Here is a 25,518-nt window from a genome sequence, read left to right as displayed (position 1 = left end):
TTCAACAAGAATTCAGGCGTCGTAGAAACGCAGCGAGACGGAGGGCAAAAATACTTGCGGGGTGCGAAAATTACGACTCCGGATCATCCTGTGCGGCGGGGTCCGAAACGTCCTCCGGAATTTCCTGCTGGAGTCGTGGTCCCTGAGCCAGCCTGCGGCCGAGGGCCGCGACGAAATTATCGTAGCGCGCTCCGGCTTGTGCCCGCGCTGCCTTGGCGGCCGGTTCGGGAAGTGGCGGGGTCGTGGTCAGCCAAAAGCGGATGAACAGCGCCAGGGTCTCCACCGTGATGCCAATATCACGCTCCAGCCGCGCGAGGCGCCGGTCCTGCCGGTCGAGACGCTTCGATGTGGCAGCCTCGCGGCGCTCCTCGCCATCGGGCGAAAGGAAGGAGGCGACAGCGGCCTCGACGATCAGCGACATCGGCTGCGCGCGTCGCGCGGCATAGGCGGACAGAGTCTTCATCACCTCGGGATCGAGATAGACGGAGATCTGGGCCTTCTTTTTCGGCATTGCCATTGCGGCCTCACAACTCAAGCTCATCGCCACGGTCGAGCGACGCCTGCCGGGCGACACCGCGCATGAGATCATTCATCCGGTTGTTGCGGGGCGCGATGTCGTCGAATTCATCGACCGGATCGGGCGTGAACTCGTTCTCCATCGGCTCCTTTTTCTCGACAGTGCCTTCGTCCAGTTCGGGCTGATGGCGCCGGGCGGACTGCTTCGGGTCTTCTTCCTCGTCCTCCACTGTCCGCGTTTCGGCCGCCGCATCGGGTGCCGGCGGCCTGGGTGGGAGGGGGCGGCGGCTCCAGTCGTCCGGGCACCCGTCCTTCGGGGGCGTAGGCTTTGGCGGTGGCAGAATGCGTTCCTGGAAGCGCGCATCCTCGAAGTAACGGGCCTTCTTCGCACGGATCGGATACAGCCCGGAGACCATGACGATCTCGTCCGCTGGCGGGAGCTGCATGACTTCTCCCGCCGTCAGCAGCGGGCGTGCCGTCTCCGAGCGCGAAACCATCAGATGGCCCAGCCAAGGCGAAAGACGGTGGCCCGCGTAGTTCTTCATCGCCTTCATCTCGGTGGCGGTTCCGAGCGCGTCGGAGACACGTTTGGCCGTCCGTTCGTCGTTGGTGGCGAAGCTCACGCGGACATGGCAGTTGTCGAGGATCGAATTGTTCGGCCCGTAGGCCCGCTCGATCTGGTTGAGGGACTGGGCGATCAGGAAGCTCTTGATCCGGTAGCCCGCCATGAAGGCCAGCGCCGATTCAAAGAAATCCAGACGCCCGAGGGCCGGGAATTCGTCGAGCATCAGCAGCACACGCCGCCGCCGCGCCGCAGCATCAAGATCTTCTGTCAGCCTCCGGCCGATCTGGTTCAGCACCAGACGGATCAGCGGCTTGGTGCGGCTGATGTCAGACGGTGGCACGGTAAGGTAGAGCGTCACCGGGCGATCGGCGCCGACGATGTCGGCGATCCGCCATTCGCAGCGCCGCGTCACCTCCGCGACCACCGGGTCGCGATAGAGGCCGAGGAAGGACATGGCTGTGGACAACACGCCCGAGCGCTCGTTGGGGGACTTGTTCAGCAGTTCGCGCGCGGCCGAGGCCACGACGGGATGCGGGCCGGCATCGCCAAGATGCTTCGTCCGCATCATCGCTGACAGCGTGGTGGCGATCGGGCGCTTCGGGTCCGACAGGAAATTGGCGACACCGGCCAGAGTCTTGTCGGGCTCGGCATAGAGGACATGCAGGATGGCGCCGACGAGAAGGGAGTGCGAAGTCTTCTCCCAGTGGTTGCGCTTCTCCAGGCTGCCTTCCGGGTCTACGAGGATATCGGCGACGTTCTGGGCATCACGGACTTCCCACTCCCCGCGCCGAATCTCCAGCAAAGGATTATAGGCGGACGAGGCTGCGTTGGTGGGATCGAACAACACGACACGTCCGAAACGGGCGCGGAATCCCGCCGTCAGCTCCCAGTTCTCACCCTTGATGTCGTGGACGATGGCCGAACCGGGCCAGGTCAGGAGCGTGGGGATGACCATGCCGACACCCTTGCCGCTGCGCGTTGGTGCGAAGGTCAGGACGTGCTCTGGCCCGTCATGCCGCAGGTACTCTTGACGATAGCGGCCTAGTACCACGCCGTCGGGGTCAAGTAGGCCGGCCTGGGCGATCTCCTTGGCGTCAGCCCAACGGGCCGAGCCATATGTCTCGATCCGCTTCGCCTCGCGCGCGCGCCAGACCGATAGCCCGATCGCAGTGACCGCAGCCAGGATGCCGCCCGACGCGGCGATATAGGCACCCCGTGCGAAGACCTCCGGCGCATAGGCGTCATACGCATACCACCACCAGAAGAACGCGGGCGGAAAGTAGAATGGGAACCGCAGGATTACGAACCAGGGTCGCCCGAGTTCAGCCTGGAAGGCCAGCTTCCAAGCGATCCATTCGGTCGCAGTCCACATGGTCAGCAGGACGATCGCCAAGACGACGATGATCTGCCCCCAAAGAATCTTGGTGCCCGACATCGGGAGCCCTCCCTTTTAGAGGAGGAAGGAACGGCGGATTCCTGCGTTCAAGTGCTTTTAAGCGTTGTTCGCAGCCGGGCAAACCAGAGCGAAAAAATACTTGCGCTGTGCGGACAAGGTCCGCCCAGCCGATCCTGGGACACACCGGTAGCAGGCGATTCGGAGATAGGGCTGAGCTTCAAAATTACGGTGACGGCAATGACAATGAGGAATGGACGATCGGCAGCGCAGCCTGCATCGGATGGAAAATATGTTAAAAAGAATAGGAATTATTGGAAATATAGAGACATGGAATTTCTTTTTAGAAGAATGGCAGAGTATAGGAACTTCTGAATACAGTGTTGGTCAAAGCAGAGAATGCTACGACTTCATTAATCAATACTCGCTTCATCTCCAAACTTTTTGCCGAGTTGACGGATATGCATCGCGAAGGTGCAGCGCGCACGCGCGCTTACGTAAGGGTGACATGGGGATATCCCATGTGCTATCCTGAAATCAGCGTGTCGAAACGCTTTTTTGCAACTGGGCGGCCTCCTATGTCGGGTGGCCTGCCGAATAGAACACCCGGACCTACGGTCCTGCGGTGAACAGCTTTGGCTGTTCTCAGCAGGGGAATAGGCAGGAGGTGGCTACGCCCAGTGCAAAACACCTTTCGACCCGCCCGACGCCAGGCGGGTACGGGGAGTCACGCCCTCAATTCGCTTCCGTCGTCGTCATGTCGTGCGAGACGGAGAGCGGATTTGGCGATAGAAAACGATGACGAAACTTCCGATAAGTGTTCTGCGTCAGACATGGCAGACGCCTTGATCCGATCCTTCGGATGGAGTGGAGCGCGGAACAAAGCGCATACGCATGTCTTGCGATGTGTTGACGCGGGTCAGAGCGACAGCGCGCAATTCTGGATGAATGTACGAAATATCGTGGATCACCTCATGACGTTGGGGCCGCAGGACCGTGACTTAATTCACTGATCGGTCATGGAAGGTATTCGGAGATGGACATCGAGTCTGAGGACCAGATCGTCAAATTCTGGATAAAACAGCATTTTCGTGCGCGGTTTGGTAGCATTATCAATGAGCCCGTTCCTGATGCACTTCTAGGTCTTCTTCGTGAATCGAACGAGTGTACAGACTTTGAAATTCCTGATGATCGGCCGCATCCTAACCGACCGACATCCACCGCACAGGAAGGTTAGTGTGGGATGCAAACGCCATGGTTGGCGGCAACGGTGAAATGAAGTAGTCACAAAAGGCTCGTATGTCCTCTGAATTCAGCGCTTCCGAAACAGGCTAGCATAAAGGGTTGGTAGAACAAGCAAAGTGAGCAGGGTCGATGTCACAAGACCTCCAATCACAACAGTCGCAAGCGGCCGCTCGACCTCCGCGCCCATGCTTCCCGAAAACGCCATCGGGAAGAAGCCCAGACTAGCGACGCTTGCGGTCGCGATGACAGGCCGGAATCGGGCGCGTGCTGCCTCGAATGCCGCCGTTGCCGCATCAATGCCGGCTTCCTGAAGCGCGCGGATCTGACTTACAAGAACGACGCCATTGAGAATGGCCACACCAAACAGCGCAATGAAACCGATGCTGGCAGCAATACTAAACGGCAACCCACGCAAGGTCAGTGCGAAAATTCCTCCCGTCGCTGCTATAGGGAGATTGATGAATACCAGGGAGGCCGCCCTGAATGATCCTAATGCTGCAATCAGGAGCGCAAATATCAACAAGAGAGCGATGGGTAGAACCAGACCCAGACGTTGCATTGCCGATTTCAGGTTCTCGAACTGTCCGGCCCATTCAAGACGATAGCCTGACGGGAGTCTGACCTTCTCCGCAACCGCTTTTTGCGCCGCTGCGACAAAGGAACTGACGTCCCGCCCCCGGACATTGGCCTGAACAATGACGCGCCTATGAATACGGTCCCGATCAATCCGGGAAGGGCCGTCTATCACCTGTAGTTTCGCAATATCCGACAGCAAGACCCACCCTTGTCCGTCCAACCTGCGCACGGGCAGATTTCCGATCATCGAAACTGACAGGGTCGAAGTCGGATCAAGGCGGATCTGAGTTGGTATGATCGCGTTGCCCACAACAACAGGTTTTCCGATCAATCCACCGATAGCCGTGATCTGGGCAAGAGCGTCGGACACGGCCACCCCACGTCTGGCTGCGGCATCCCGATTGATGTCGATATGCATGAAGGGCACTGTTCCGTCGCCCTGTGGGGCAACATCCGCAGCCCCCGGAACCGCCGCCACGGCTGAGGTCACTTCATCGGCCAGTTTCGCCAGTTCCTCCAAGTCATCGCCATAAACGGAGATAGCTATTTGAGTGCGAACACCTGAGAGCAATTCATCCATTCGCATCTGGATCGGCTGTGACCATTCGTAATTGGCACTGGGGAGCTTCGCCTTGAGGGTGTCGGCCATCGCCTGAACCAACTGATCCTGGGTCCGCCCGGTCTTCCACTGCGAGAGGGGCTTCAGAATGATGAAACTGTCTGACTCGTTGGGGCCCATAGGATCTGTCGGAACAGCCGGTGTGCCAATATTTGTTACCACCGTCTGAACTTCAGGGAACGAACGGATGATTCGTTCCTGTTTCCCGATTTCATCAATGACGGTAGGCAGTGAGGCGCTCGGCCAGCGCGTGACCGTTGTCGTCAGGGAGCCTTCTTCCAGCGTCGGTATAAACTCCCCACCCAACCGCGTGGCCAGGCCAACCGAAACGAGGAACACAGAGATCGTGACGATGATCACTGTCCTGCTATGCTTTTCGCTCCAGGCCAGCATCGGCTCGTAATAGCGTCGCACAAACTGCACGAACCTCGTCTCCTGGTGAGACTTCGGATCACGCAGGAGTACTGCTGCAAGGACGGGGATGCAAATGAAGCAGTAAATCAGTGATGCCAGCAACGCCATGGCGACGGTCTGCGCCATGGGGCGGAACATCTTGCCCTCGATATCTTCCAGAGTGAGGATCGGCAGGTAGACCATAATGATCACGAAAATCGAAAATGTCACCGGCCTGACGACAGACTTCGCCGCTTCAATAGCTGTGTCCCGCATGGAACGCTTTGTGCCTTCAGCCTCCCTCAACGTCATGAAGTGCTCGACGACAACGAGAGAGCTGTCGACAATCATACCGAAATCAATTGCGCCGAGGCTCAGCAGGTTGGCCGAGACCCCGAAAACCCTCATGCCGATGAAGGCTGACAACAGCGCGGCGGGGATGGCGGAGGCAATGACCAGCGACGCGCGCCAGTCACCCAGAACCACGATAAGAACGACAAGCACCAGAGCCGCGCCGATCAGGAGATTTTCCTTGACGGTGGAAATGGTTTCTCCCGTTAGCGTCGAGCGCATATAGTAGGGGTCAAGCGTCACGCCGGCTGGCAACAACTTCTGGATACCAGGAAGTGCTTTGCGGATATTTGCAAGAACGGCATTCGAGCTTTCTCCGTCCTGCATCATTACCGCGCCCCGGACGATCTCTCCGTTTCCGTCCCGGGTCGCCGCGCCGAGGCGCGTCCGCGGACCCAGTGCGATACTCCCCACGTCCTGGACCCGGATGACATGCCCGTTCCGGCCGATTCTGACCGGGATCAGACCGAAATCATTCAGGTCGCCGACCAGGGCACGGCCAACAATCACCTGCTGCTCGGCCTGGTGGGCAATCCAGCCACCACCAGCCGAGGCGTTATTACGGTCAACTGCCTGATAGACGTCTGTCACCGTGACTCCGTAGGTACGCAGCCGAAGCGGGTCGAGCGTGACCTGAAAGGTCTGTTCCGCGCCACCATTGATATTGACCTCGGCCACGCCCGCTAGAAGTCTCAGTTCAGGCGCGACCGTCCAGTGCATGATGCGGTTGAGGTCCATGAGCGAATAGCCAGGTCCGCGGATCTGGAACTGCATGATCTCGCCCATGCCGGTCGTCCGCGGCCCCATCTGAACGCTGACACCCGGAACGGCGACACTCTCACGAGCGGCCGGCAGACGTTCGGCGACACGTGCGCGGTCCAAGTCGATGTCTGTCGCATCGTCGAATTGTAGATAGACCGCAGATACACCCGTCCTTGATACCGAGCGCAAATCAATGAGACCCGGAAGAGCAGTCAGACTGGTCTCGACCGGAAAGGTAATCAACTTTTCGACTTCCTCGGTCGCAAGCCCGGGAGCAGTAACCGTCACCATGACCTGGCGGGGTGAAATGTCGGGAACAGGCTCGACAGGAAGCCCTTCGACACAGGCCAGTCCGGTTATCAGGAGGGCAAAAATCAGACCGAAAACAAAAAAGCGTTGCTTCTGGAAGAATTCAAAGAGCATTTTCAGTCTCCATCGAGACCGGACAGAAGCGCCATCGCCTTGAGCGTAAAGCTCCCCTTTGCGACGATAGTGTCATCAGGCTTGAGATCTCCGGACACCACGCTCTGCTCTGGCCCTTCGAGGAGCACACGAACGGGAACAGGTTGAAACGTATCGGCGCCGGTCTGCCGGTACACCACCATATGCCCGTCGACATTCTGCGGGGCGGCGGACGGCACGATCAGACCGCTGGCCTGCTCCTGCGCAGGAAGCCAGGCATTGAGCTGGGTGCCGGGCCGGAATCTCCGACGCGGATCCGAAAATGTCGCGACAACCTTCACCAGCCCAGTTTCGGGATCGGCAGTACCTTCAATGGTCTGAACCTTTGCCATCGCGGCTTGCGCGGGATCGGCTCCCACGGGCATGAACGTCATCTCAGTGCCAATTGAAATGTCTGATGCATCTTCGGGGCGGACGTTAGCCACGACCCATACGGTTTCCAGACTCGTAATCCTGATTACGACGTCTGTGGGCGAAATATCATTATCGACAGCCGTACCGACCTGTTCGACCATGCCATCAACCGGCGCGATCAGGACCGAATTTTCGAAGTCCACGATCCGTTCCGTTGGCGAGGTGAATTCTTCCTCAAGACGATGGGTCAGGGTTTTGACCGCAGCGTCCTGAAAGTGGACAGCGTTCTGCGCCTCGTGCATCACGGCAAGGCGACGCGACACTTCGCCCGCGGAGACTGTGGCCCCGGCCAATGACTTACCACGACGGTACGCCAGTGCAGTATCAGCGAGGTTGGCCTGGGCGCTGGCCAGACTAGCTTTCGCCTGGGCAAGCTGGAGATCGACGACATGCAATGAGTGATCAATATAGGAGACGAGCGTCTGGCCGACGGTGACTTGCTGGCCGGGCAGGACGTAGACCGCGCGGACTTTGCCATCGCCTGCCGGCCGTATGGACACGGAACGCGCGATGTTCTCCGTTACACTCGCCATCGCCTGAATTCGGGGTCTTACGGAGCCTTTTTTAACCTTGACGGTTTCAAGACCCTCGGCCTGCCGGGCTTCTGCATCCATGGTCACGGTCTGCTGCCACCCCTCTGTTTCTTCCGCCAAAGCCAGGTGAGGTAAAGCCACGAATAGGGCTGCGACAACGAGGATACAGGTCGATCTCATGGTATGTACCCCAAGGCGATAACAGTTCTGACGATCGCAATGCGATGATCGATTTCGGCCTGGCTGAAGGTCAGCAGGGCGTTATAGGCATCCATGCGGGCACGAAGCGCCTCTATGAGTGATGTTTCACCGGATCGCCACGACCGCTCCATGGCGTCCGCGCGCGCAAGCATCTCGTGCGCGGCCTGAGCCGTACTGACGATCGAGGCCGATGTGTTTTTCAGATGTGCCTGGACGCGCGCCATCTCGGCCCTGACGGTCCTCTGGGTGGCGATCTCCTGCCGGATGGCGGTGGAAAGCGCACTCTGAGCGGCCGTTCTCACGGGAACCGATGTGACGTCACTTGGGATCGGCATCCTGAGACTGACCCCAACCTGCGTGTCCCATGGCGAACCGTACTCGCCCTGATTGATCACGCCGACGCCGATTTCCGGATTGGGCATATAACTGTGAGCGGCAAGATGATCCTGTTCCGTGGCGACCGTGACGCTCTGGTGAGCCGCACGCACGCGCGGGTCGTTCGCCTCGCTCCATGGCCGCGCGGTCGCTCGCAGGAATAGCGGCCAGTGCGTGTCGATTTCCGACAGACCGGCTTTCGTCGGATGGCCGGTCAGAATATCCAGATTGGCCTGGCCGGCCTCGACTTCCTCGTCGATGGCATTGCGATCGCTTTCCGAAAGAGCGATCCGCGCATCCACCGCCTGCTGTTCCGCCGATGTGCTTTCTCCTGCATGGCTCGATGCCCGCACGGCCCTGGCCATGCGTCGCAACGCAGCCAGTGTGGAATCCATGGCAGATCGCCGTCGCTCGGCGAGCAGGACAGCCCCGATGGCATCCGTGGCACGAATGGCCACCGCCATATGGGCGACATCCTTCTGTACTACAGCGGCCTGTGCATCGGCTTCAGCCACATGCTCAGTTGCCGTTCCTTGTCCTGGCAGCCAGAGAGGAACGGAGAGACCCACCTGTGTCGTGCGGTACGCATAGTTACGGCCGCTGGGTCTGTCGTCATAATATTGAGCATCGACCGATGGCCCACCTGCGAACCAGGATTTCGCGGCACGCTGGCGTTTCTTTGCCCCAGCTTCCTGAGTCGCGAGATCATTCTGGGCAGGATCATTCGTCCATGCTGCTGCGATGACATCATGCAAGGTGGCGGGAATCGCTGTCGTATCGTCGGCTGTGGCCACGCCACCCGACACCAAAGCCATTGCGAGGCTCGCCGCCACAGATTTCCACCGACACCGAACACAACACACGGACATTCGACTGAAAATTCTCATAATATTTTACGATGTTGCATCGAGGCTGCGGGAGCGCAGCAGCCTCAGCGCGTTGAGGGTGACGAGAACGGTTGCCCCGGTATCGGCCGCAATGGCGATCCAGAGCCCTGTCAGCCCCGCGATGGTGGCAATCAGGAACACTCCTTTCAGCCCAAGAGCGATCGAGACATTTTGACGAACATTTCGCATGGTCGAACGGGCGAGGCGGATCAGCGCTGGAATATCGGAGACTCTGTTCCGCAGGATGGCGGCGTCGGCTGCCTCCAGGGCAACATCGGTCCCCGAGCCGATTGCGACCCCGACAGTTGCCTGTTTGAGTGCAGGCGCGTCGTTGATGCCATCTCCGACCATCATAACACCGCCCTGCGCGGCCAGAGCCCGTATTTCGGCCAACTTCTGCTCCGGCAGCAGTTCGGCCTTGTAATGCGCCCCCAGCATTGAGGCGATCGCGGCGGCTGTCCGGCTATTGTCGCCCGTCAGGATGACCGGCGTAATACCGAGGTTGCGTAACTGGCGCATGGCTTCTGCCGCGTCCGCGCGCGGCTCGTCACGGAGGGCAATCAACGCGAGTGCCTTGTCACCATACAAGACGGCAACGGTTTTTCCTTCCGCCTCAAGTTCGGTGGCACGTGCGGTGTCAGTAGCTGACAACGCGCCGTCGCGTACCGCCTGAAGGGGGCTGGAGATCGTGAAATCCATTCCGTCAATGCGGCCTGTCACCCCTCTTCCGGGAATTGCCCTGCTCTCCTGTGCAAGGGGAATGTCGATACCCGGCCCGTTACTCTGGGCTCGGCGCAGGATAGCCTGGGCCAATGGATGGCTGGACGCGCCTTCAACGGCGGCGGCGACAGCAAGAACCTGAGTTTCGGGCAAGCTGTCCAGCACGATGATGTCGGTGACGTCAGGCCGTCCCAGTGTGAGGGTTCCAGTCTTGTCGAGTGCGACTGTCTTCACCCGCGCAGTGGCCTCGATGACCGCTCCTCCCTTGATGAGCAGCCCGTTATGTGCCCCCAGGGCCAGCGCGGACGCTATGGCTGCGGGAACCGATATGACGAGCGCGCAGGGGCAACCAATCAGCAGAAGGGACAACCCGCGATAAACCCAGACCGACCAAGCCTGAGCAAACGCCAGTGGGGGAAGGCATACGACGACCGCCGAAAGCACGACGATCGTCGGCATGTACCAACGGCTGAAGCGGTCGATGAACCGTTGAGTCGGTGCGCGTGCCTCCTCGGCCTGCTCTACAAGATGGATGATGCGGGAGATGGTGTTGTCCGCCGCAGTGCGGGTCACGCGAACCCGCAACGCAGCTTCCGTGTTGACCGAGCCGGCGAAGACGGCATCCGTCGGCCCACGCGACACTGGCACGCTCTCACCAGTGACCGGACTTTCATCAATGCCACTTACGCCGGAAATAATCTCTCCATCCGCCGGAATGCGGTCTCCCGGCCGGACCAGGACCACATCGCCTAGTCGGAGTTCGACAGCAGGAACCTCCCGGATACCGGCAGTGTCTTCGCGCAAGGCGATTTTCGGTACCAACGCTCCGAGCGCGCGGATACCATCACGGGCATGACTGACGGCAACGCCCTCAAGGAGTTCCCCGACCGCGAAGAGGAAGACGACGAGTGCAGCCTCCTGGGCCGCGCCGATAAATAGCGCACCGATCGCCGCGATCATCATCAGGGCTTCGATGGAAAACGGCTGAGCAACCCGGAGCGAGGCTAAGGCGCGGCGGGCAACCGGAAAAAGCCCTACCAGGCAGGCCCCGACAAATGGCCAGGGTTTCATCTCGTTTGGTGCGATCAGGCTGATACCCCAGGCCAGCACCAACAAAATACCGGTCGTGACAACAAGTCGTCCCTTTCCGGTTTTATACCAGGGCGTATCAGGCGCGCCGGCGTCATTCGTCGCATCCTGAGCAAATACAATGTCAGCTACAGTGGCAGGATTGAGGCGCCGGATACCATATCCCAGGCTCCTGACCATCTCTTCGACTTTGGTCACGGAAATCGCATTCTCATCCATGGTCAGTCGCAGTTTCTGAGACACCAGGGAAATCTCTACATTCTGGACGCCTGCGATTTGACCAAGCGCGCCCTTCACCTTGCTGACACAAGCAGCACAGTCCATGCCCGTGACATCCCACTCGCGCCTGTCCGGCATCCGGATTCTCCTGTTCACCCAGCAGCGAATCCGTTATCTACTTCCTCTAGTCGCTAGAGGTTCAAGGGGGCTTTTATGTTCAGTATCGGAAAATTATCCGGGTCAACTGGCGTCAAGGTGCCGACCATCCGCTATTACGAGCAGATCGGCATCCTTGAGGAGCCCGACCGAAGTGAAGGAGGGCAGCGTGTCTATGGAGAGGAAGCAAAAGAGCGCCTGAGTTTTATTCGCCATGCGCGGGAACTTGGATTTTCACTAGATGAAATCCGTGAATTACTAGATCTTGCTGACGATCCCAATCAAAACTGTATGGCCGCATATGAGATAGCAAAACGCCAATTGATCGAGGTCAGGAACCGTATTGCCCGCCTGACGGCTCTCCAGGGCGAATTGCAACGCATGTTGGATCAGTGTTCATGCAACACAATCGGGACCTGTCGGATCATTCAGGTCCTGAGCGATCATTCTTTATGCACGTCAGAACATCTCGGCACGGAGGCAGGGTGCAAAGCGTCGTAAACAAATCATCGAGTATCGCAAACGGGTCGCAGCATGCAGGAGTAGTCCCCATGAACCGCACCATAAAGACCGCATGGGGCACACTTGCCGTCAGTCTGGTCGTTCTGGCCCTGAAGCTTGCCGCCTACTGGATGACGGGCAGCATCGCGCTTTACTCGGATGCGCTGGAAACAATCGTCAATGTAGCGGCCGCCGTCGGCGCGCTTATCGCCCTGTGGGTCAGCGCACAACCCGCAGACGCAAACCATCCCTATGGCCACCAGAAAGCGGAATATCTGAGCGCGATCATCGAGGGTGGCCTCGTGCTCGCAACGGCAATTCTGATCTTCCAGGAAGCCTGGATCGGCTGGCAGCACCCGAAAGCACCGGACACGCCGCTTCTGGGCTTGGCCCTGAATGGCAGCGCCGGGGTTATAAACCTGTTCTGGGCGCTGCTACTGATCCGCAATGGCAAGCAGTGGAAGTCGCCCGCGCTCGTCGCGGGCGGCCGGCACATCCTGACGGACGTCTGGACGACCATTGCGGTCCTGATCGCTTTTGCGCTGATCCCGGTGACTGGTTGGCTCCGGCTTGACCCGGCCATCGGCGGCCTGGTCGCAGTCAATATCCTTTGGGCAGGTTATGGTGTCGTGCGGGAAGCCGTCGCCGGGCTGATGGATGAAGTCTCCGATCCCGAATTGATTTCACGCCTGGACCGGACGATCGCAGGGAATGCATCAGGGGCGATCGAAGCCCACGACGTGCGGGCGCGTGTCGCGGGCAACACGACATTCATTGAATTTCATCTCGTGGTCCCGACGGGGATGACCGTCGGCAGGGCGCATGAGATCTGCGACCACATCGAGCACGCACTCAGGACACAGCTCGGGCAGGCTGTGATCAACATTCACATCGAGCCCGAGGAGAAGGCGAAGCATGGCGACGTCATCATTCTGGACCGACACGCACACGTCAAAAATCGCGAAGAACTGATTTAGCCGCAGCAGGACTTTCGCTCGGCCTGAACCGCCGGGCGCGGAGCCGCTCCGTAATCCGCAGCGTATCCACTCCAAAGCCGCGTTTGCCAAACCTTGTGGTGTCTGCCCCGTGGCGGCATCGAACTGGCCACCTCTAAATGGGTCAATTGGATCAATAATCGTTGCCTTCTGTCATCCATTGGAAACATCCCGCCAGAAGTGGCTGAGGCACGTTTCCATGCACAACAGAAATCGCATGCATTGGCCGCTTAAACCGGATAGAAAACGTCTCCGAAAACCCGGGGCCATTCAAATGGCGGGATATGGTGATCGTGGAGTGGCTGCTTCACGATCCTGACTGGAAAGTATGTAACAGTGGGGTTTGTGCTACCTTTCATCATCTATGTCGTCGCGGGTTTTGCAGAGATCGGCGGATGCTTCGCCTTCTGGAGCTGGCTCCGGCTGGGGCGTTCGCCGCTGGTTCTCGTTCCGGGCATGGTGTCGCTGGTCCTGTTCGCCTTTCTGCTGACCCGTATCGATACGGATACGGCGGGGCGGGCCTATGCAGCCTATGGCGGCGTCTACATCACCGCCTCGCTCATGTGGATGCGACTGGTCGAGGGGCGCACCCCGGACCGGTGGGAGATTGTTGGTGCCCTAGTGTGCCTCGGCGGGGCCAGCCTGATCCTGTTCGCGCCCCGGACGTAAATTGAGGGGGCTATGCTGCCGCGCGGTGCTCATTGCGCGCGGCCTGCCAGACTTCGCGGGCGGCGTCGGCGTTCATCGCGGCGATACCGAGCCCGACAAGTAGGTCCGGCCATGCGGCGTGCCACAGAAAGGCCGTGACCAGGCCTGCGACGATGATCGCGATATTGGCCAGCACGTCGTTGCGCGCCGACAGGAAGGCAGCGCGCGTCAGACTGCCTGCATGATAGCGATAGCGGGTCAGCATGAGCGCACAGGAGAAATTTACCACAAGCGCCCCCAATCCTGTCACCGACAGGACGAGCGGCTGGGGCGGTGTCGGAAGATTGAATTTTTGCCATGCGGTCCAGAGCGTCGCGAGCGCCGGAACCAGCAGGATAGCGGCAAGGGCCATTCCGACCCGCGCCCGGCTGCGCGCCGTCCAGCCGAGTGCCGCTACGATCAGGAAATTGACGGAGGCGTCTTCCAGGAAATCGACGCTATCCGCGAACAGGGAGACCGAGCCGATGGCAAGCGCTACCGTGAATTCGATGCCAAAATAGGCAAGATTCAGAAGTCCCACGAGAGAGATGACCCGTCGCAGGGTGCCGGCCATGTCGTTCGGTGGTGTGGAATTCATCGTTTTTATCTCTTTCGTTCTATCAGGTTTCTCCCATCCGAAGATGGATTATAGGCGAAGATCAGACCGCACTTTCGCAGCATGCGCGGTTCCCCGCCGGCTCGATGGTGGCAAGTTCGTCAAGAATCACGCACTCGGAGCCGGGACCGCCGGCGCATTGTGCGTCGCAGGTCGCGACGAACCTGGCGATGCTTTTCTCGAGCGCCTTCAATTCGCGCAACTTCGCCCGGACGTCCATCAGGTGAGTATGCGCGAGGTCGCGGGCTTCCGCACAGGATCGCGTACGGTCCTGTACCAATTCGACCAATGCCCGAACCTGATCGATCGAAAAGCCAAACGCCCGGCAGCGCCGAATGAAGGTAAGCCGTCGAACATCGTCTTCAGCATAACGCCGCTGATTGCCTTCCTGTCGTTCCGGACGTGGAAGCAGGCCGATCTCTTCATAATAGCGGATCGTGGGGGCATTGGTACGGGTGCGCTCGGCCAACTCGCCGATCTTGTATCCGGGCATGGGGGGAAACTCGCGTAAAAAATATCTTGAACCTCAAGTTACTTGAACTCGTAAACAAGCGCCAGACCGTCACGCGAACGGGCGGAACGGCATCGAGGAGAGTATCGTGACGAAGCCAAACGAGCCTGCCCCACTTGCCTGCACACTGGAGAACAGCGATCTGGCGAGGCGGCTGGAGTGGATCGCCAGTCTCAACGCCAGGGCGCTTCGGTCAGCGCACCGAGATGGTCTTCATCTCGTGCTGGATTATGATCCTGCCGCACGGGACGATATCGCGCGTATGGTCGAAGGCGAACGAACCTGTTGCGCGTTCCTCGCGTTTGACATCGCTGAACGTATGGATGCGCTGACTCTGACGATTACTGCCCCGGAGTATGCGCGTGAGGCTGCGGAAACGCTGCTTGAGCAGTTTGCGTCGCGCAGTCAGCCAGCAACCGCGCCGATGAAAAAGACCTGCGGGTGCGCGGCGGAGTGCGGCGCATGAGCGAGGCGAGCGCATCGGGAAACAAGGCGGCCAGCGCGGTTGCCATGACGGCGTCCAGTGCGGCGCTGGCCTGCGGCGTGTGCTGCGTCGTGCCGCTCGCGCTGCCGGCCGCGATCCTCGGGTCAGTAGGCGGTATTCTCGCCTGGTTCGCCAACGCCTATCGCTGGCTGACGCCGGTCGCGATCCTGGCGGTTGCTGTCGGTTGGTTCTGGGTGGGTTATCAGGCGTACCAGACAGGACACAGGCCTGGCTGGCAGACGCTCGGCATCATGGGGTTCGCCACGATCATGGGGTGTCTTGCATGGCTCTGGCCACGGATCGAGCCGGTGGCGATTGGGTTCTTGCGCGGGTAGCCTGCCGCGGATCGGACGCCATTATTGGACCCACGCCAAGACCTTAACCGCCTCCCGGAACGATACGTCACGGGTTGGGCGTGCTTCCGATCGCAGAGGCACCCAGCATATCGAGCACCGGGCAAGTCAGGGCCTCCGACTCACGGCATTGTTCGATGCTTGTTGTCAGGAGCGATGCGAGCCGTTGCAGGTCGGAGATCTTGCTCTGGATGTCGCCCAGATGAGCTATGGCGAGTGTTCTGACCTCGTCGCAGGAGGGTAGGCCGGGTTCTGCCAAGGCGAGCAGGGTTCTGATTTCCTCGATGTCGAAACCAAGATCCCGCGCGCGTCGGACGAATGACAGGCGCCTGACATCCTCGGCCCGATAATGGCGATAGCCATTACGCGCCCTTCGCGGCGCGGGAATGAGGCCGATGCGCTCATAGTAGCGCACCGTCTCCAGATGAACGCCGGTTTCCGATGCCAGCTTGCCGATCGTGATGGCGACCATGCGTCACTCCTGCTCTTGAGTCCGTAGCCACTACGGGGTGTAGCATGAAGCGCGACGCAATGGGAAAGTGACGATCATGGATGAGACGGCGGACCTGCCTCAACGAACATCACGTAGCCGCATGGGCATGGAAAGAGGTGGAGTCCTGTGTGTCGCGGGCGGTATGGCCGCCGGTGTGGGTGCGCTGATCGCGTCGTCCTGCTGCCTCATTCCGCTCGCCTTCGCTTCTCTGGGCGCCGGTGCGGGGGTTTTCAGTGTTCTGTCGAGACTTGCGCCATGGCGCGTGCCATTGATTGCGCTGGCGGTCGCGGCGCTGGTCAGCGCCTGGGCGCTCAATCGGCGGCAGGCCAGGGTCTGTTGTGCGGGTGTGGAAAGTGGGTCTATCCGGCGACGCATCGGGGTTATCCAGATGCTATCCTTTGCCACCGCGCTCATCGTGCTGGCGGCATTGGTGTGGCCACGCCTGGAACCCGTCCTGCTCAGGAGCCTGTCTGTAAGATGATTCGGCCTGCCTCGCTTCTGACCTGTCCCGCATGTGGCCAGCAATCACTGGAAACCATGCCGACCGATGCCTGCCAGTTCTTTTACGATTGCCCGCATTGTGGCGTCGTCTTGAAACCGAAGCCGGGGGATTGCTGCGTCTTCTGCTCCTATGGCGACGTTCCTTGCCCGCCGGTTCAGGAACATGGGCGACTGGCATGCTGCGGAGACGGTTCGACATAGACCTGGGGCGGCAGCGGCGATGAAGTAATGGTGTCGTCCTGGCCAGTAATGTGACGATCGCCGTTTGACGGTGCGGTCCATGCATCGTGTATCCATTTGGAAAACCGGCACGTTATCATCAAAATCGAAGCGTAGAGCGCGGGCGGTAGTCTGCTCATCGCTTGCAGCGGGGCCCATTCTCGATTGAGCCACCGTGCGGTAGGATCGGGCCATGAACCGCATTGGCATCCTTTTCGCATTATTGTCCGCGATCCTGTTTGGAGCCAGCACACCGTTCGCCAAGCTTCTCCTTGGCTCCGTCGATCCGTGGATGATGGCCGGGCTGCTCTATCTCGGTTCCGGGATCGGTCTGGCGGCGGTGCATCTGTTGCGCTGGATGCGTGGACGCCCCGTTGCGGAAGCGCCGTTGCGGCGTGGGGACTTGCCCTGGTTGGCGTTGGTGATCCTGGCGGGTGGGATTGCCGGCCCATTGCTGTTGATGCTGGGGCTGGCGCGCACCGACGCGGCCAGCGCGTCGCTGTTGCTCAATCTCGAAGGGCTGGCGACGATGGGGATTGCCTGGATCGTATTCCGCGAGAACGTGGACCGGCGGCTTCTGCTGGGCGCCTTCGCCATTCTCTCGGGCGCCGCGTTATTATCATGGCAGGGGCATGCGATGCTTGACCAGGGCGCCCTGTTCATCGCAGCGGCCTGCCTGTGCTGGGGGATCGACAACAACTTGACCGGCAAACTTTCTGCGGCCGATCCGATGCAGATCGCAATGCTCAAGGGGCTGGTCGCAGGGACGGTCAATCTTCTGCTGGCGTTCGGGAGGGGCGGTGTCCTGCCGACTGTCGGGGGACTCGGCGCCGCTGGAGCCGTGGGGTTCATGGGTTACGGGGTGAGCCTTGTCCTGTTCGTGCTGGCCCTGCGCCATCTCGGTGCCGCGCGCACGGGGGCCTATTTCTCGCTTGCGCCGTTCGTCGGCGCGCTGCTGGCGGTTGTGGTGCTCCACGATCCCTTGTCGCTGAGGTTGCTGATCGCCGGCGGCCTGATGGGTTTCGGGTTGTGGCTCCACCTGTCGGAGCGCCACGATCACGAGCATGCGCACGAGGCCATGGAACATGAGCACCGGCATCGCCATGACGAACACCATCAGCATGCGCACGGGCCTGGCGATCCGACGGGCGAACCGCACACGCATCGGCACCGGCACATGCCGATGGTCCATCGGCATCCGCATTATCCCGACCTGCATCATCGGCACGGCCACGCTCACTGACGCGGTGCCAACGCCTCAATGATACGGCAGTCGGCGACGGTGCCATGGTGGCATTGCCCGATCATCGCGACCAGTTCCCGACGCAGGGCCTGCAAGTCACGCATCTTGCCGTCGATCTCCGCCAGATGCGTGCGGGCGATGACGTCGTTCTTCGCGACGTGCGGGGAACGCATCCGGGAATGCCCTTCTTGGCATTGAAAACAGTCGGGACAATGCCAACGTCGTCATGGTTCGTGCGGATCGCCATGCCGGGCCGCATCATTGCCTCATGGGAGGCCGTCATGATGACAAACTGCATGCAGGGCATGGGATGGGGCATGGGCCTGTTCGGCCTGCTCACGCTGATCGTGCTCGTGCTCGCGATCGCGGCACTGGTCAAGTATCTGTGGTGCGCGGAGGGATGGAGGACGCGGATCGGCCGAGTCCCTTCCGCAGATCGGACATTCAAGTGAGTTGCCCGGCCTCGCGTGGCGAGGGATGTCCCAGCCCAAACGACCGGCCCAAGAGCGCGGCATGACTTCCGCTCCGTGCATAAGAGATTGCCCCCTTTGCCTGTTTGCGAGATGATGGCCGGTATGCGGTGGTGCTTTCTCCGACGTCTGGTATTCGTTATCGTTGGTCTTGCCTTTATGGGCGCGGCCACCGTGCAGGCTATGCCGCCGCAGAATGCCGAGCAGGCCACGAGCCTGGATGCGGCCATGCCATGCTGTGATGGGTCGGTCTCGATGCATCCCGCCGGAACGACCGCACCGTTCAAGGGCATGACGCCGGAGTGCCTGAAAACCATGCAGTGCCTCGGCGTGCCTGATCGCCCAACGCAGGCCGCGGCGATCGGAAGCCCGGTCCGCTACAGCATGATCGCCTATAGCCTTGCCGAACGTGTTCCTGTCGGCCGCTCGCCCGAGCCGCTTTCCTTCCCTCCCAGAACCGCCTGATCCCACCGGCGCCGTGACGGCGTTGGTTTCCGCACGTCCTGCGTTCAGGAGCGCGCGTATTCGCGCGTCCTGACCGCAACCGGACGTCGATCAGCGCTCTATCCCCGGATTTCCGGGGCGGGAAGGATTCCATTATCATGCGTACATATCTGATCGCGGGTGCGTTGGCGCTCGCCTCCTGCGTCGTCGTGACCGGTGCCTTTGTGTCACCGACATTCGCGGCAGCGACGGATTATCGTTTCGAGGCTGCCGGCAAGCAGGCACATCTGAGCGGTGACAAGGCTGTCATGATCGTGCGGCTTGTGCATGTGCCCGACGGCAAGCCGGTCATGGACGCCGTCATCTTCGAGAGCAAGGCCGACATGAGCCCCATGGGCATGGCGACGATGACCTCGCCCACGACCATCGAGCCGGCGTCAGGCGATGGGCTCTATCGTATCGACCTCGATGCCGGTGCTCCCGGCCCGTGGGCGATCACGCTCGCGGCCAAGGTGCAGGGTGAAACCGAGACGGTGCGCGGTTCCGTTGTTGTCACGCTGGAGAAATAGCATGGCAACCCGGCGGAACCGTGACGCGGCGGGGCGCCTGCTCCTGGCTGCGGCTGCTCTTATCGTTTCATCCGGGGCTGCTCGTGCGGCTGAAGGGCCGCCGGGTGCCACCGTAGAGAGCCTGCTCGCGCTCGGCGAGCGCCTGAACCCCGCGGTGCGGGCCGCCGGACTCGATACGACCGCCGCTGCGGCCCAGGCGGAAGCGGCCGGTGCGCTGGACGATCCGGTGCTGACGGAGAATTACCAGAATTATCACTCCGGCGGCCTGTTCAGCATGAACTTCATCACGATCTCGCAAACTTTCCCGCTCGGGGGAAAGCGGGATCTGCGTCATCGTGCGGCGCTGTCCGAGGTGGACGCGGCGCGCGGCCGGGAGCGGGCCGCCCAGGACGAACTCGACGCGCAGATCAAAATTGCCTTCGCGCGCTATTACGCTTTTACCCGCGCGCTGGTGGTCAACCGGCAGATCCAGACGCTCGCCCGCAAGATGCGGCAGGCGACCATGGTGCGCTACGGCCAGGGCGACGGTGCCCAATCGGGCGTGATCCAGGCCCAGGAGGAGGAGACGAACACCGTCATCGAGGCGAGCCGGCTGGAGGCCGAGCGAGAGTCCGCCGCCGCCCAACTGAATGCGCTGCTGGCCCGCCCCCCGGGCGCCCCATTGGCCGAGCCCATGCGGCTACGTCCGATCCCAGCGGTTCTGCCGCGCGTGGAGAGCTTGCTCGACCGGGCGCGCAGCGGGAATGGCGCCGTCCATGCGAACAGCGCGGCAATCGACGAGGCGGAAAGCCGGAGACGGCTGGCCGAGCGGGCCTGGTATCCCGATGTGACGGTCGGCGGCGGCCCGGTCGTGCAGACCAATGCCCCGACGGGGTTCAGCGCCATGGTCTCGCTGAGCATCCCCGTGCAGTTCGGTGCCAAGCGCGCCGACGAAGACGCGCAGACCGCGCGCCTTGATGCCGCCGAGCGCCGTCGCGACGGAACGATGGCGACCATCCAGGCAGCCTTGGCCGAAGCCTTGGCCCGCCTCAAGGCGGCGCGCGATGTGGAGAGCCTCCTCCGTCGCCAGCGTATGCCGCAGGCGGACGCGCTCTCGCGGACGACGCTGGCCAGCTACAGCCAGGGGCATGGCGATCTCGCGGCAGCGATCGCGGCGGAACATCAGATGCACGACACCGAGCTGGAGCTTCTCCGGACCGAGACCGACGAACAGACGGAACTGGCCACCATCGAGCGCCTGATCGGGGGTGATCTGTGAAGGTGCGTCTTCTGTCCCTGGTCCTGGCGTTGCTCCCGCTTTCGACCGCTACGCCAGGACCGGCGACGGCGACTGACCGAACGCCACTCTATTACCAGGATCCGGACGGCAAGCCCGCCTATTCCGCCAATCCGAAGAAGACGTCGGAGGGTCGGGATTATGTTCCGGTCTATGCTGACGGGTCACAGGGGTCTGGTGCCGCGTCCTCGCGATCCTCCGGTCCCTCGGCCCGGTCGGCGGATCGTGGCCGGGTGCTATTTTATCGCAATCCCATGGGGCTGCCCGACACTTCGCCGGTGCCGAAGAAAGATGCCATGGGGATGGCGTACCTCCCTGTCTATGAGAACGAGATCCGGGATGCGGGAACGGTTTTTGTGCCGCCCGGTCGTTTGCAGATCCTCGGCGTGCGGACTTCCGTTGCCGCAGTGCAGCCGGTGCTGAACCGCAGCGTGCATGCCACCGGCATTGCCCAGTTCGATGAACGGCGCATCGCCTTGGTGACAAGCAGGGTCGGCGGCTGGGTCGAGCATCTCGATATCGCTGCCACAGGCGATCCTGTCTGGCGTGGCCAGGTCATGGCCGAAATCTACGCGCCGGATCTGGTTGCATCCGAGCAGGAATATCTGATTGCCACCAGTTTGGACCCGGCTATGGCAACGGCCGCGCTGGAGCGCCTGCGCTCTCTTGGGGCGCCTGAGACCGAAATCGCGCGGCTGCGACGCACCCGGCATGCCGTGCGGCACATCCCGGTCGTTGCGCCGGCGGACGGGGTCGTGACCGAAAAGATGGCGGTGGAGGGCGCGCGCGTCGGGCCGGACCAACCGCTGTACCGGACGGCGGCGACCGCACCGATCTGGCTGATTGCCGAAGTGCAGGAGCAGGATCTGGGCGCGGTGCGGGTCGGTCAGCAGGCGCACGCCAGCCTTGTCGCCTTTCCCGGTCGTCGCTTCGACGGAACCGTCGATTTCCTCTATCCGAGCGTCTCCACCGAGACGCGAACCGGACGTATCCGGATCGTGTTGCCGAATGCGGATAGTGTGCTGCGGGCAGGCATGTATGCCGATATCGCGATCGATGTCCCTGCGTCCATGGCGGGGCCGGTGCTGGTCGTGCCGTCCTCGTCGGTTATCGACAGCGGCACCCGTCAGGTTGTGCTGGTCGAAACGGGGGAGGGCCGTTTTGCACCCCGTTCGGTGCGCGTCGGCGCGCGTGGCAATGACGAGGCTCAGATCCTGGATGGCCTGAAGGCGGGGGAAAGCGTGGTGGTCGGCGCCAACTTTCTGATCGATTCCGAAAGTAATCTGCGCGCCGCCCTACAGGCCTTTACCGTGCCGGACAGCAAGCCTGCCCGGGCAGGGAGTGCCGGTCGATGATTGCCAGAATCATTGCGGTGTCGGCGCGTAACCCGCTGCTGGTGATACTGGCAACGTTGTTCCTCGTGGGGGCTGGTGTCTGGGCGGTGATGAACACGCCGCTCGATGCCATTCCCGATCTCTCGGACACGCAGGTGATCGTCTATACCGACTATCCCGGCCAGGCGCCGCAGGTCGTCGAGGATCAGGTCACCTATCCCTTGACCACGGCGTTGCTGGCCGTGCCGCATTCGAAAGTGGTGCGCGGTTTTTCGACGTTCGGCACGTCGTTCGTCTACGTCGTCTTCGACGACGGTACCGATCTCTACTGGGCGCGTTCGCGCGTGCTGGAATATCTCAATTTCGCGCAGAAGCGCCTGCCCGCGGGTGTCACGCCGTCGCTGGGGCCGGATGCAACCGGTGTCGGCTGGGTCTACGAATATGTCGTCCAGGGTAAACAGCGCACGCTGGCGGAATTGCGCAGCCTGCAGGATTGGGTGATCCGCTTTCAATTGACCAAGGCGTCCGGCGTCGCCGAGGTGGCCGCCATTGGCGGGTTCGAACGGCAATATCAGATCGTCGTCGATCCCCGGAAGCTCCAGGCCTACGGTATCCCGCTGTCGCGCGTGGGCGATGCGGTGCGGCAGGGCAATCAGGATGTCGGCGGTCGCACCATCGAGCTGACCGAAACGGAATATATGGTGCGCGGTCGGGGCTATGTGCGCGATGTCCGCGATCTGGAGCGGATCGTGCTGAAGGTCGACGCCGTCGGAACGCCAGTCACGGTGGGAGACGTCGCGCGCGTCGAACTCGGCCCCGACGAGCGGCGCGGCATCGCGGAACTGGACGGTGTGGGAGAGGCGGTCGGCGGCATCGTCGTCAAGCGCGACGGAGCGGATGCCTTGACGACGATCCGGAGCGTCAGGCAGCGGATCGCCGAGCTGCTGCCTAGCCTGCCGCCGGGCGTTTCCATTGTGCCGGTCTATGATCGCTCGGCCCTGATCCTGCGTGCCATCGCCACGCTCCGGCACACGCTGATCGAGGAGAGTCTCATCGTCTCCTTCGTCTGCGTCGTCTTCCTGCTGCACGTCCGCAGTGCGCTGGTCGCGATCGTGACCCTGCCTGTCGGCGTCCTGTTCGCTTTCCTGGCCATGCACATGATCGGTGTCGGGTCGAACATCATGAGTCTGGGCGGCATCGCCATCGCGCTCGGGGCGATGGTGGATGCGGCGATCGTGATGATCGAAAATGCGCACAAGCACGTGGAGCGGCTGGCGCCCGGTGAAGCGCGTGGCCCGGCGCTGCTGGCGGCGGCGAACGAGGTCGGGCCGTCGCTGTTCTTCAGCCTGCTGATCATCACCGTGTCCTTCCTGCCGGTGTTCGCCCTGGAGGGGCAGGAAGGACGATTGTTCAAGCCGCTCGCATACACAAAGACCTTTTCCATGGCGGGCGGCGCGCTGCTCGCGGTGACGCTGGTGCCGGTCCTGATGCTGGCCTTCGTGCGCGGCCGCATCCTTCCCGAAGCGCGTAATCCGATCAATCGCGTGCTGATCGCGCTCTATCGTCCCGTAATCCGCGTCGTGCTGCGGGGACCGGTCCTGCTCGTCCTCCTTGCGATCGGGATTGGCGCCGGTACGATCTATCCGGCGGCCCATCTGGGCAGCGAGTTCATGCCCGATCTGAACGAGGGGACATGGCTCTACATGCCGGTCACGCCGCCAGGTCTCTCGGTCACCAAGGCGGTCGAGCTGCTGCAGGGTCAGGACCGCATCATCAAGAGCTTTCCCGAGGTCCAGTCGGTGTTCGGCAAGGCCGGGCGCGCGGCGACGGCCACCGATCCGGCGCCCACGGAAATGTTCGAGACGGTGATCACTCTCAAGCCGCAAAGCGAATGGCCGGCCGGCATGACCCCGGACCAACTGAAGGCCGACATGAACCGGGCGCTTGACCTGCCGGGGGTGAGCAACGCGTGGACGCAGCCGATCCGCGCCCGCATCGACATGCTCGCCACGGGGATTCGTACCCCGGTGGGGGTGAAGGTGTTCGGGCCGGATCTGGGACAGCTCGCCAGAATTGCGGAACAGGTCGAGCAGGTCGTGCGCACCATTCCCGGAACCACCAGTGCGTTTGCCGAGCGCCTGGAGGGTGGCCACTATCTGGAGATTATACCCGACCGGAACGCGATCGCGCGCTATGGCCTGTCGGTCGACGATGTGATGCAGGTGGTGGCCACGGCGCTCGGCGGCCAGACGGTCACGACGACCGTGGAAGGGCGCGAGCGTTACGGCGTGAGCGTCCGCTACCCGCGTGACCTGCGCGATGACCCGCAGGCGATCGCCGAACAGGTGCTGCTGCCGACGCCGGGCGGGGCGATGATCCCGCTGGGGCAGGTGGCGGTGATCCGTCTCACCGGGGGACCGTCCTCGATCCGCACCGAGGATGCCCAGCTTGTCGCCTATGTCTATGTGGACCTGAACGGACGCGATATCGGCGGCTACGTCAACGACGCGGCCCGCGCCGTGCGCGAGCGGGTTACGCTCCCGCAGGGATACCGCGTCGCGTGGAGCGGCCAGTTTGAATATATGCAGCACGCCATGGCGCGGCTGAAGCTGGTCGTGCCGGCAACGCTGGTTCTGATCTTCGTGCTGCTCTATCTCAATTTCGGACGGATCACGGAGACGCTGATCGTGCTGCTGTCGGTGCCGTTTGCGCTGGTCGGTGGGATCTGGCTGACCTGGTGGTTGGGCTACAATGTCAGTGTCGCTGTCGTGGTGGGGTTCATCGCCCTCGCGGGTGTCGCGTCCGAGACGGGCGTGATCATGCTGATCTATCTCGACAATGCCTTGGCAGACGTCAGCGGCAGGGCCCAGGCCGAAGGGCGCGCACTGACGCGCGCGGACTTGAGGGCTGCGATCATGCACGGCGCGGTGGAGCGCGTGCGGCCGAAAATGATGACGGTCACGGCGATCATGGCGGGCCTTGTGCCCATCCTGTGGAGCGCCGGCACCGGGTCCGAGGTCATGCGCCGGATCGCGGCCCCCATGGTGGGCGGCATGGTCTCGTCGACCGTGCTGACCCTGCTGGTTATTCCGGCGCTCTATGCTCTCGTGAAGGGATGGCGGCTGTCGCGTGGGTAAACATGGCAGACGTGTCGGCATATAATAGGGCATTATCTCCATGCCGTCTTCCGCCCTCATCCTGATCATAGAATGAAGACCTTCAAGTTTTCTACAAACGGACATCCTGTGTTGGCGACGCAAGCCAGGCCGCCAGTTGCCGGACCATGGATCTCGCGACACGGCCCGCCCCCAGCAGGGTGGCGCATGCGGGGCCGCACCAGGAGCCA

At 61.7% G+C, this 25,518-nt stretch carries 24 protein-coding genes and 1 pseudogene; 14 read left to right on the top strand and 11 right to left on the bottom strand.

Annotation, left to right across the window (positions count from 1 at the left end; genetic code table 11):
- Positions 1–70: 70 nt before the first annotated feature.
- The 6 genes from ABF821_RS10430 to ABF821_RS10405 form a co-directional block, all read right to left on the bottom strand.
- Positions 71–517, bottom strand: a complete 447-nt coding sequence (locus ABF821_RS10430) for a hypothetical protein (RefSeq protein ID WP_026200111.1) — start codon at positions 515–517, stop codon at positions 71–73.
- A gap of 7 nt (positions 518–524) precedes the next feature.
- Complete coding sequence (locus tag ABF821_RS10425) at positions 525–2,516, bottom strand: conjugal transfer protein TraG (RefSeq protein ID WP_010666656.1); 1,992 nt, start codon at positions 2,514–2,516, stop codon at positions 525–527.
- Between the two features lie 1,270 nt (positions 2,517–3,786).
- Positions 3,787–6,843: an efflux RND transporter permease subunit gene (locus tag ABF821_RS10420; RefSeq protein WP_415529959.1), complete on the bottom strand. Its 3,057-nt coding sequence runs from the start codon at positions 6,841–6,843 to the stop codon at positions 3,787–3,789.
- A 2-nt stretch (positions 6,844–6,845) separates the two neighbouring features.
- Positions 6,846–7,910: an efflux RND transporter periplasmic adaptor subunit gene (locus ABF821_RS10415; RefSeq protein WP_231867349.1), complete on the bottom strand. Its 1,065-nt coding sequence runs from the start codon at positions 7,908–7,910 to the stop codon at positions 6,846–6,848.
- Positions 7,911–8,005: 95 nt separating this feature from the next.
- Positions 8,006–9,220 (bottom strand): TolC family protein, encoded by a 1,215-nt coding sequence (locus tag ABF821_RS10410; protein ID WP_367160618.1) that lies wholly within the window; start codon positions 9,218–9,220, stop codon positions 8,006–8,008.
- A 78-nt stretch (positions 9,221–9,298) separates the two neighbouring features.
- Positions 9,299–11,458: a heavy metal translocating P-type ATPase gene (locus ABF821_RS10405; RefSeq protein WP_346006359.1), complete on the bottom strand. Its 2,160-nt coding sequence runs from the start codon at positions 11,456–11,458 to the stop codon at positions 9,299–9,301.
- Positions 11,459–11,533: 75 nt separating this feature from the next.
- Between ABF821_RS10405 and ABF821_RS10400 the strand changes: the two genes are divergently transcribed.
- From ABF821_RS10400 to ABF821_RS10390, 3 genes are all read left to right on the top strand, one after another.
- A complete protein-coding gene (locus tag ABF821_RS10400) occupies positions 11,534–11,977 on the top strand; it encodes a MerR family transcriptional regulator (RefSeq protein WP_010666084.1) in 444 nt (147 codons plus the stop codon).
- Positions 11,978–12,027: 50 nt separating this feature from the next.
- Entirely contained in the window at positions 12,028–12,954 is a 927-nt protein-coding gene (locus tag ABF821_RS10395) for a cation diffusion facilitator family transporter (RefSeq protein WP_018308112.1), read from the top strand.
- Positions 12,955–13,308: 354 nt separating this feature from the next.
- Complete coding sequence (locus tag ABF821_RS10390; RefSeq protein WP_010667498.1) at positions 13,309–13,641, top strand: YnfA family protein; 333 nt, start codon at positions 13,309–13,311, stop codon at positions 13,639–13,641.
- Positions 13,642–13,651: 10 nt separating this feature from the next.
- Here the strand turns inward: ABF821_RS10390 and ABF821_RS10385 are convergent, their stop codons facing one another.
- Both ABF821_RS10385 and ABF821_RS10380 read right to left on the bottom strand, forming a co-directional pair.
- Positions 13,652–14,233, bottom strand: a complete 582-nt coding sequence (locus ABF821_RS10385; protein WP_026200112.1) for a cation transporter — start codon at positions 14,231–14,233, stop codon at positions 13,652–13,654.
- Positions 14,234–14,318: 85 nt separating this feature from the next.
- A complete protein-coding gene (locus ABF821_RS10380) occupies positions 14,319–14,768 on the bottom strand; it encodes a MerR family transcriptional regulator (RefSeq protein ID WP_415529958.1) in 450 nt (149 codons plus the stop codon).
- 106 nt (positions 14,769–14,874) lie between these two features.
- On the opposite strand from ABF821_RS10380, the gene ABF821_RS10375 reads away from it, so the two are divergent.
- A complete protein-coding gene (locus ABF821_RS10375) occupies positions 14,875–15,252 on the top strand; it encodes a hypothetical protein (protein WP_010667495.1) in 378 nt (125 codons plus the stop codon).
- Positions 15,249–15,605 (top strand): hypothetical protein, encoded by a 357-nt coding sequence (locus ABF821_RS10370; protein ID WP_023979792.1) that lies wholly within the window; start codon positions 15,249–15,251, stop codon positions 15,603–15,605. The genes ABF821_RS10375 and ABF821_RS10370 overlap by 4 nt, the downstream gene beginning before the upstream one ends.
- 67 nt (positions 15,606–15,672) lie before the next feature.
- Here the strand turns inward: ABF821_RS10370 and ABF821_RS10365 are convergent, their stop codons facing one another.
- Positions 15,673–16,095, bottom strand: a complete 423-nt coding sequence (locus ABF821_RS10365) for a MerR family transcriptional regulator (protein WP_018308113.1) — start codon at positions 16,093–16,095, stop codon at positions 15,673–15,675.
- A 76-nt stretch (positions 16,096–16,171) separates the two neighbouring features.
- On the opposite strand from ABF821_RS10365, the gene ABF821_RS10360 reads away from it, so the two are divergent.
- The 3 genes from ABF821_RS10360 to ABF821_RS10350 all read left to right on the top strand — a co-directional run bounded on the left by ABF821_RS10360 (position 16,172) and on the right by ABF821_RS10350 (position 18,079).
- On the top strand, positions 16,172–16,597 hold the full coding sequence (locus ABF821_RS10360; RefSeq protein ID WP_231367962.1) for a hypothetical protein: 426 nt from the start codon (positions 16,172–16,174) through the stop codon (positions 16,595–16,597).
- Positions 16,594–16,818, top strand: a complete 225-nt coding sequence (locus ABF821_RS10355; RefSeq protein WP_035979039.1) for a GDCCVxC domain-containing (seleno)protein — start codon at positions 16,594–16,596, stop codon at positions 16,816–16,818. Before ABF821_RS10360 ends, ABF821_RS10355 begins: the two co-directional genes overlap by 4 nt.
- 211 nt (positions 16,819–17,029) lie before the next feature.
- Positions 17,030–18,079: a DMT family transporter gene (locus ABF821_RS10350; RefSeq protein WP_010667673.1), complete on the top strand. Its 1,050-nt coding sequence runs from the start codon at positions 17,030–17,032 to the stop codon at positions 18,077–18,079.
- On the opposite strand, the gene ABF821_RS10345 is transcribed toward ABF821_RS10350, so the two are convergent.
- On the bottom strand, positions 18,073–18,252 hold the full coding sequence (locus ABF821_RS10345; RefSeq protein ID WP_010667674.1) for a MerR family DNA-binding protein: 180 nt from the start codon (positions 18,250–18,252) through the stop codon (positions 18,073–18,075). The genes ABF821_RS10350 and ABF821_RS10345 overlap by 7 nt on opposite strands.
- 15 nt (positions 18,253–18,267) lie before the next feature.
- Between ABF821_RS10345 and ABF821_RS10340 the strand changes: the two genes are divergently transcribed.
- From ABF821_RS10340 to ABF821_RS10315, 6 genes are all read left to right on the top strand, one after another.
- Positions 18,268–18,531: a hypothetical protein gene (locus ABF821_RS10340; RefSeq protein ID WP_242011316.1), complete on the top strand. Its 264-nt coding sequence runs from the start codon at positions 18,268–18,270 to the stop codon at positions 18,529–18,531.
- Between the two features lie 111 nt (positions 18,532–18,642).
- Positions 18,643–19,014: a hypothetical protein gene (locus ABF821_RS10335; RefSeq protein WP_018308115.1), complete on the top strand. Its 372-nt coding sequence runs from the start codon at positions 18,643–18,645 to the stop codon at positions 19,012–19,014.
- A 137-nt stretch (positions 19,015–19,151) separates the two neighbouring features.
- Positions 19,152–19,562: a FixH family protein gene (locus ABF821_RS10330; protein ID WP_010667677.1), complete on the top strand. Its 411-nt coding sequence runs from the start codon at positions 19,152–19,154 to the stop codon at positions 19,560–19,562.
- A gap of 1 nt (position 19,563) precedes the next feature.
- Positions 19,564–20,820, top strand: a complete 1,257-nt coding sequence (locus ABF821_RS10325; RefSeq protein WP_173576637.1) for a TolC family protein — start codon at positions 19,564–19,566, stop codon at positions 20,818–20,820.
- A 2-nt stretch (positions 20,821–20,822) separates the two neighbouring features.
- A complete protein-coding gene (locus ABF821_RS10320; RefSeq protein ID WP_231367964.1) occupies positions 20,823–22,193 on the top strand; it encodes an efflux RND transporter periplasmic adaptor subunit in 1,371 nt (456 codons plus the stop codon).
- Positions 22,190–25,309, top strand: coding sequence for an efflux RND transporter permease subunit (locus tag ABF821_RS10315; protein WP_415529957.1), 3,120 nt, complete (start codon positions 22,190–22,192; stop codon positions 25,307–25,309). Before ABF821_RS10320 ends, ABF821_RS10315 begins: the two co-directional genes overlap by 4 nt.
- 91 nt (positions 25,310–25,400) lie before the next feature.
- On the opposite strand, the pseudogene ABF821_RS10310 reads toward ABF821_RS10315, so the two are convergent.
- A pseudogene (locus tag ABF821_RS10310) lies at positions 25,401–25,518 on the bottom strand (pyridine nucleotide-disulfide oxidoreductase); the annotation flags it as partial.

The sequence above is a fragment of the Gluconacetobacter sp. genome (assembly GCF_047721585.1).
GTDB lineage: Bacteria > Pseudomonadota > Alphaproteobacteria > Acetobacterales > Acetobacteraceae > Gluconacetobacter > Gluconacetobacter dulcium.
The sequence above is the reverse complement of the archived record's forward strand: the minus strand, read 5'-3'. Positions and strand labels throughout refer to the sequence as shown.

Excerpts from the sequence above, each read along its gene's own strand:
- ABF821_RS10405 (WP_346006359.1), bottom strand. The coding sequence starts at position 11,458 with ATGCCGGACAGGCGCGAGTGGGATGTCACGGGCATGGACTGTGCTGCT.
- ABF821_RS10410 (WP_367160618.1), bottom strand. The coding sequence starts at position 9,220 with ATGGCTTTGGTGTCGGGTGGCGTGGCCACAGCCGACGATACGACAGCG.
- ABF821_RS10380 (WP_415529958.1), bottom strand. The coding sequence starts at position 14,768 with ATGCCCGGATACAAGATCGGCGAGTTGGCCGAGCGCACCCGTACCAAT.
- ABF821_RS10325 (WP_173576637.1), top strand. The coding sequence starts at position 19,564 with ATGGCAACCCGGCGGAACCGTGACGCGGCGGGGCGCCTGCTCCTGGCT.
- ABF821_RS10355 (WP_035979039.1), top strand. The coding sequence starts at position 16,594 with ATGATTCGGCCTGCCTCGCTTCTGACCTGTCCCGCATGTGGCCAGCAA.
- ABF821_RS10385 (WP_026200112.1), bottom strand. The coding sequence starts at position 14,233 with ATGGCCGGCACCCTGCGACGGGTCATCTCTCTCGTGGGACTTCTGAAT.
- ABF821_RS10430 (WP_026200111.1), bottom strand. The coding sequence starts at position 517 with ATGGCAATGCCGAAAAAGAAGGCCCAGATCTCCGTCTATCTCGATCCC.
- ABF821_RS10370 (WP_023979792.1), top strand. The coding sequence starts at position 15,249 with ATGAGCGAGGCGAGCGCATCGGGAAACAAGGCGGCCAGCGCGGTTGCC.
- ABF821_RS10360 (WP_231367962.1), top strand. The coding sequence starts at position 16,172 with ATGGATGAGACGGCGGACCTGCCTCAACGAACATCACGTAGCCGCATG.
- ABF821_RS10365 (WP_018308113.1), bottom strand. The coding sequence starts at position 16,095 with ATGGTCGCCATCACGATCGGCAAGCTGGCATCGGAAACCGGCGTTCAT.
- ABF821_RS10335 (WP_018308115.1), top strand. The coding sequence starts at position 18,643 with ATGATGGCCGGTATGCGGTGGTGCTTTCTCCGACGTCTGGTATTCGTT.
- ABF821_RS10345 (WP_010667674.1), bottom strand. The coding sequence starts at position 18,252 with ATGCGTTCCCCGCACGTCGCGAAGAACGACGTCATCGCCCGCACGCAT.
- ABF821_RS10315 (WP_415529957.1), top strand. The coding sequence starts at position 22,190 with ATGATTGCCAGAATCATTGCGGTGTCGGCGCGTAACCCGCTGCTGGTG.
- ABF821_RS10420 (WP_415529959.1), bottom strand. The coding sequence starts at position 6,843 with ATGCTCTTTGAATTCTTCCAGAAGCAACGCTTTTTTGTTTTCGGTCTG.
- ABF821_RS10425 (WP_010666656.1), bottom strand. The coding sequence starts at position 2,516 with ATGTCGGGCACCAAGATTCTTTGGGGGCAGATCATCGTCGTCTTGGCG.
- ABF821_RS10395 (WP_018308112.1), top strand. The coding sequence starts at position 12,028 with ATGAACCGCACCATAAAGACCGCATGGGGCACACTTGCCGTCAGTCTG.
- ABF821_RS10400 (WP_010666084.1), top strand. The coding sequence starts at position 11,534 with ATGTTCAGTATCGGAAAATTATCCGGGTCAACTGGCGTCAAGGTGCCG.
- ABF821_RS10350 (WP_010667673.1), top strand. The coding sequence starts at position 17,030 with ATGAACCGCATTGGCATCCTTTTCGCATTATTGTCCGCGATCCTGTTT.
- ABF821_RS10415 (WP_231867349.1), bottom strand. The coding sequence starts at position 7,910 with ATGGATGCAGAAGCCCGGCAGGCCGAGGGTCTTGAAACCGTCAAGGTT.
- ABF821_RS10330 (WP_010667677.1), top strand. The coding sequence starts at position 19,152 with ATGCGTACATATCTGATCGCGGGTGCGTTGGCGCTCGCCTCCTGCGTC.